A 5,445-nucleotide genomic window follows, 5' to 3' on the forward strand; every position below is an offset into this window, starting at 1 on the left:
TAAATGTGTAGGCCGCCATTGTTTTATTTTTAGAATAAACGGCTTTATTTGAACCCACAGTATGAAGTTTATTAAGAGCTACTTGCTCTGCTGTTTGGCTAGTAACCGATTGGCTAAATAAATCGCGTAGTGTATTACCCTGCTCTTTTTGAGCATAAATAATAGTAGACGAATCGCTCGCCCAGTAAGCACCCTCTGGCTGATTACCCATCCAATCCGGATCGGCCATTGCTTGTTCTAGCGTTATTTTTTGTGAGCCGATATCTGCTGGCGTGTTTACAACCGCAGCAATTTTAGTTGCTGGTAAAGCACTTTGCTGTGTTGAAGAGGTATTAGCGGTAGCGCTACAACCTGCAAGCATAACACTTGAGGCAACAGCTAAGGCCACTAACGTTTTAGATGAAGAAAAATTAAAAATCATAGTGCTTCTATACGGTTATTATAATTAAGCCGTATTTAAGCAGAAGCACTTAAGTTATTGCAATTTTTTAAGATAAATAGCCATTAAACAGGGTAAAGCTCAGTTTACTAGCGCTTCTCTTGTTAACAGGCGTTATTCAATTACCAAATCAAGCCAAACCATGCGGTGATCGCTCGATGCGTTTCTATCTTTAATTAAGCGATACTCACTACTCATTTTAGTAGGCCAAAACACACCACCGTCCTTAATTTTTAAACCATAGTTTGATGGTAAAACGTAATCAACACGGGCTTGCCAATTAGCACTGTAATTTTGTGCATATGGCACATCATACTGCTCTTTAGCACCTTCGCTTTTTGGAACAAAGCTTGCGTTGATAAGTGGGTTTTTAAGTAATTGGTCGGTGGTATTTGTACGGGCTTTGTCCCCCTCAGGGGCTGCATTTAAATCGCCTAAAATAACAAAACGAGAGTGAACTGTTAAACCGCCCTTTTCGCCTTTATCGTCATAAATATACTTAGCATTTGAAACGTAATCGGCAATTAATCTTACTTCATCGTGGTTACGCTTGCCGTTTCTATCCTCTTCACCGTCAAATACAGGCGGTGTTGGGTGAGATGCAATAACATGAATTGTTTTATCATTTACGCTAATAGGTAAATCCCAAAACGATTTAGAACTGAGTCTAAGTGCTTGCCATTCTTGTGCGTTATACCAGTTTTCACCTGTTTTAGGCATCACAGGCATTTGTGCATTTGGCATGTCTTTATATTTAAAGGTTTGAAGGGTTCTTACTTTATCAAAATTAATTGGGTATTTTGACAAAATAGCCATACCATAATGCCCTTCAAAAAAGCCAAAGCCTTGTGCATCGCCCATCACGCCATTTTTATTGCCATCGTTATCTAAATCAAACTCGGTAGCTAGGCCTGTATTTACTGGTGCAATATAAGAGTAAGGGTAGTTAATAGCGGCTTGTTTTTGCTGACCTACATTTAAATAATGCTGATTAAAGTATTCAATGCCTTGCTCTTTTGGGATGTAATCAAATTCGTTAAGTAAAATAATATCAGGGCGAACACGCTGAATAATTTCCGCTATGTTCTTAATTTGCTGGTGGTTAGCTTTAAGTGCATTAACTAAAGCATCACTTTTAACTTGCTCACCTTTAGGCGTGTGATTAGTTGCATCCATACTTACATTAAAAGTTGCAACACGAAGAGATTCCGATGCAAATGTATTTAAGCTAAATAATGCAGTAATGGCTAGCACACCAGATATTGTTTTTAGTTTCATTGTTTTACTTCACAAATTTAAAATTAGACTTTAACAGTATTACATATTCAAAGCCCATTTTTATGACAAAAAAATACCGGCTTAAGCCGGTATTTATATAAAGGTATGATAACTATTCACTGAGCACTAAATTGGCAGCTGCTTTTAAAATACCAGGATAATCTTGCTCTGGTAGGTACTCTGTAAGTTCACCAAGTTTGTCCGCAAGCTCACTCATATTAACAGCTGATACATTAATGTGGCCCATTTTACGACCTGGCTTAGCTGTTTTACCGTACCAATGGCTCGTTACATCAACCGTTTTTAATACTTCACTTGGAATACTTGGTTGGCCTAATACGTTTATCATCGCGGTAATGTGTTTAAGCTCTGTATTACCAAGCGGTAAGCCTGCAACAGCACGCATGTGGTTTTCAAACTGCGAGCAATGGCAACCTTGTTGCGTCCAGTGGCCAGAGTTATGTACGCGCGGTGCAATTTCGTTAACGAGTAACGTGCCTCTTACATCAAAAAACTCAATTGCTAATACGCCAACGTAGTTAAGCTCGTTTGCTATTTTTTTAAATGCATCGTTTGCTTGAGCTTCAACACTTTGATTATTTTTACCGGCAATAGAAAGCGTTAATACACCATTTGTGTGCTCGTTTTCTGTTAGCGGATAAATAGCAACATTACCGTGTTTGTCGCGCGCACCAATAATAGATACTTCACGATCAAACGGAATCATTTTTTCAGCAATAATCGTATGTGGCGCAAGCTCGGTGCCCGATGCAATAAAATCAGCCATTTGTGACCAAATCTCGTCTATTTGATCATCCGATTTTAAACGCCATTGGCCTTTTCCGTCGTAACCCGCTTGGCATGTTTTAATTACAAGTGGTTTACCTAGAGTTTTAACGGCAAGTTCTAAATGCGCTTTTTCAGTAATTAATTGGTACGGCGCACAAGTTACGTTTGTTTTATCAAGCAATGCCTTTTCAAGCGAGCGATCGCCACCGGTTTTAATAGCGGCTTTACCTGGGTAAAACTTATTACTGTTACAGCAAAGGGTTAAAACATCATCAGGAATGTGCTCAAACTCGGCAGTAATGGCATCAGCGTTTGATATTGCTTGCTCAAGCGACGTGTTATAAACCTCACCGGTTAGCGGGTGCATAATTTGTTTACTGCCTACATCGTACGCAACAACGTTTAAATTAAGCGGCGCTCCTGCAAGGCTCATCATACGTGCAAGTTGCCCTGCACCTAATATTAAAATATTCATTATTACTCTGCAGGGTTTGGATTAGCTAATATAGTGTCGGTTTGAGCTTTACGAAACGCTTCAATTTTTGCAAAAATTTCTGGATTTTGACATCCTAAAATTTGTGCAGCTAATAAACCCGCGTTTGCTGCGCCCGGCTCACCAATTGCAAGCGTACCTACTGCAACGCCTTTAGGCATTTGGCAAATAGATAAAAGTGAATCAACACCATTTAATGCTTTTGATTTTACAGGTACACCAAGTACAGGAAGCGACGTAAAAGCAGCCGCCATACCAGGTAAATGCGCTGCGCCGCCAGCACCAGCAATAATAACTTTAATACCACGTTCTGCGGCTGAACTTGCGTAATCAGCAAGTAATTGAGGAGTGCGGTGTGCAGACACGACTTTGGTTTCGTACTTAATGCCAAAATGCTCTAGCATAAGTGCTGCATGTTCCATGGTTGGCCAATCTGATTTTGAACCCATAATAATGCCAACAGTCATAAATACTCCTCAGTAATGTATTTTAAAAATAGCGGACTTATGTCCGGTTTTAGGCGGGTATTATACCCAAACCAAGTTTAATTGCGACTCACAAAAACAAAAAAGCCATGTTTAAACATGGCTTTTTTGAGTTAACGGGTAAATAGCTAATTAAGCTTCTTTACTCGCTAAGTATTCGGCGTAGTTGCCTCTAAAGTCGATAACTTTACCGTCTTTAATTTCCCAAATACGGGTTGCAACCGATGATACAAACTGACGGTCGTGGGAAACAAACATCAATGTACCCTCGTAAGCTTCAAGGGCTAAGTTAAGCGCTTCAATTGATTCCATATCCATGTGGTTAGTTGGCTCATCCATTAACAATATGTTTGGCTTATGCATCATAATTTTACCAAACAACATGCGGCCTTGCTCACCACCTGAAATTACTTTAACTGATTTTTTAATATCGTTTTGAGAGAATAACATACGGCCTAAGAAGCTACGAACCACTTGCTCGTCGTCGCCTTCTTGTTGCCATTGCTCCATCCACTGAAACAAGTTCATGTCGGTGGCAAACTCATCAGCGTGATCTTGCGCGTAGTAACCAATATTCGCGTTTTCTGAGAACTTAAACTCACCAGCTTTAGGTGCTAGGCGCCCTGCTAATGTATTAAGTAATGTTGTTTTACCAACACCATTTTCACCAATAATAGCAATACGTTCGCCAACTTCTACTAAACCTTCAAGTCCAGAAAACAACGTATTGTCGTCAAAACCTTGTGTTAAGTTTGTCATTTCAAGTGCGTTTCTGAATAACTGCTTTTCTTGATCAAAACGGATAAACGGCGTTTGGCGTGAAGATGCTTTAACTTCGTCTAATTGGATTTTGTCGATACGTTTAGCACGCGATGTTGCTTGCTTAGCTTTAGATGCATTAGCAGAGAAACGAGATACAAACTGTTGAAGTTCAGCAATTTGGTTTTTCTTTTTCGCGTTTTCGTTAAGTAATTGCTCACGTGCTTGCGTTGCTGCAAACATGTATTCGTCATAATTACCTGGGTAAATACGAAGCTCGCCGTAGTCAATGTCGGCCATGTGTGTACACACAGAGTTTAAAAAGTGACGGTCATGCGAGATGATTATCATGGTACAGTCGCGCTGATTTAACACGTCTTCTAACCACTTGATGGTGTAAATATCCAAGTTATTAGTAGGCTCATCAAGTAGCATAATGTCTGGGTCTGAAAATAATACCTGTGCAAGTAGCACGCGCAGCTTAAAACCCGGTGCAATTTCTGACATTGGGCCAAAGTGTTGGTCAGTGCCAATACCTACACCTAATAAAAGCTCACCTGCTTTAGATTCTGCAGAGTAACCATCCATTTCAGCAAATTCAGTTTCAAGATCGGCTACTTTCATACCGTCTTCTTCACTCATTTCAGGTAAAGAGTAAATACGGTCTCGTTCTTGTTTAATTTCCCACAACTCTTTGTGGCCCATAATCACGGTATCGATTACTGAGTATTCTTCGTAGGCAAACTGATCTTGGTTAAGTTTAGCAACGCGTTCGTTAGGATCAGTACTTACATTACCTGCAGACGCTTCGAGCTCACCACTTAAAATTTTCATAAATGTTGATTTACCACAACCATTTGCACCGATTAAACCGTAACGGTTACCATCGCCAAATTTTGCTGAGATATTTTCAAATAATGGTTTAGCACCAAATTGCATGGTGACATTAGCTGTACTAATAATAGCGCTACCCTCCAAAGGAGTAATGATGTATTTAAATTGCGCGCAGTTTAAACCAAAATGGCCTGTTTTTCTATGAAAGTTTAAAAGCAAACCACTGCGTTTTAGCCATTTATTATGGCTATGTAGTTAGTAGTAAAAATAACGGATTAGATTTAATGGTTTCGTTAATTTTTATTCAGCTTATTCTAATTAAAATCCATAAAGTATGTTTTATAAACGGGCATAAGAGATTAGAAATT

4 protein-coding genes and 1 pseudogene are annotated in these 5,445 nt (G+C 39.4%); all 5 read right to left on the reverse strand.

Translation table 11 applies throughout. From position 1 onward, the window contains the following. Positions 1 to 421, reverse strand: a pseudogene (locus H5072_RS10805) (S9 family peptidase); the annotation flags it as partial. A gap of 132 nt (positions 422 to 553) precedes the next feature. Further along, positions 554 to 1,717 carry an endonuclease/exonuclease/phosphatase family protein gene (locus tag H5072_RS10810; RefSeq protein ID WP_182693525.1) on the reverse strand — a complete coding sequence of 388 codons (1,164 nt, stop codon included), beginning with the start codon at positions 1,715 to 1,717 and terminating at the stop codon, positions 554 to 556. Between the two features lie 112 nt (positions 1,718 to 1,829). Then, positions 1,830 to 2,981 (reverse strand): 5-(carboxyamino)imidazole ribonucleotide synthase, encoded by a 1,152-nt coding sequence (locus tag H5072_RS10815; RefSeq protein WP_182693526.1) that lies wholly within the window; start codon positions 2,979 to 2,981, stop codon positions 1,830 to 1,832. 2 nt (positions 2,982 to 2,983) lie between these two features. Then, positions 2,984 to 3,466, reverse strand: coding sequence for a 5-(carboxyamino)imidazole ribonucleotide mutase (gene purE, locus H5072_RS10820; RefSeq protein ID WP_002962540.1), 483 nt, complete (start codon positions 3,464 to 3,466; stop codon positions 2,984 to 2,986). A 150-nt stretch (positions 3,467 to 3,616) separates the two neighbouring features. Then, a complete protein-coding gene (locus H5072_RS10825) occupies positions 3,617 to 5,206 on the reverse strand; it encodes an ABC-F family ATPase (protein ID WP_138490010.1) in 1,590 nt (529 codons plus the stop codon). Positions 5,207 to 5,445: the final 239 nt, after the last annotated feature.

Origin of the sequence: Pseudoalteromonas sp. SR45-5 (assembly GCF_014163565.1) — a bacterium.
Taxonomy (GTDB): Bacteria; Pseudomonadota; Gammaproteobacteria; order Enterobacterales; family Alteromonadaceae; genus Pseudoalteromonas; species Pseudoalteromonas distincta.

Bases quoted from the DNA above. Each gene is read 5' to 3' on its own strand.
- H5072_RS10815 (WP_182693526.1), bottom strand. From the start codon at position 2,981: ATGAATATTTTAATATTAGGTGCAGGGCAACTTGCACGTATGATGAGC.
- H5072_RS10810 (WP_182693525.1), bottom strand. From the start codon at position 1,717: ATGAAACTAAAAACAATATCTGGTGTGCTAGCCATTACTGCATTATTT.
- purE (WP_002962540.1), bottom strand. From the start codon at position 3,466: ATGACTGTTGGCATTATTATGGGTTCAAAATCAGATTGGCCAACCATG.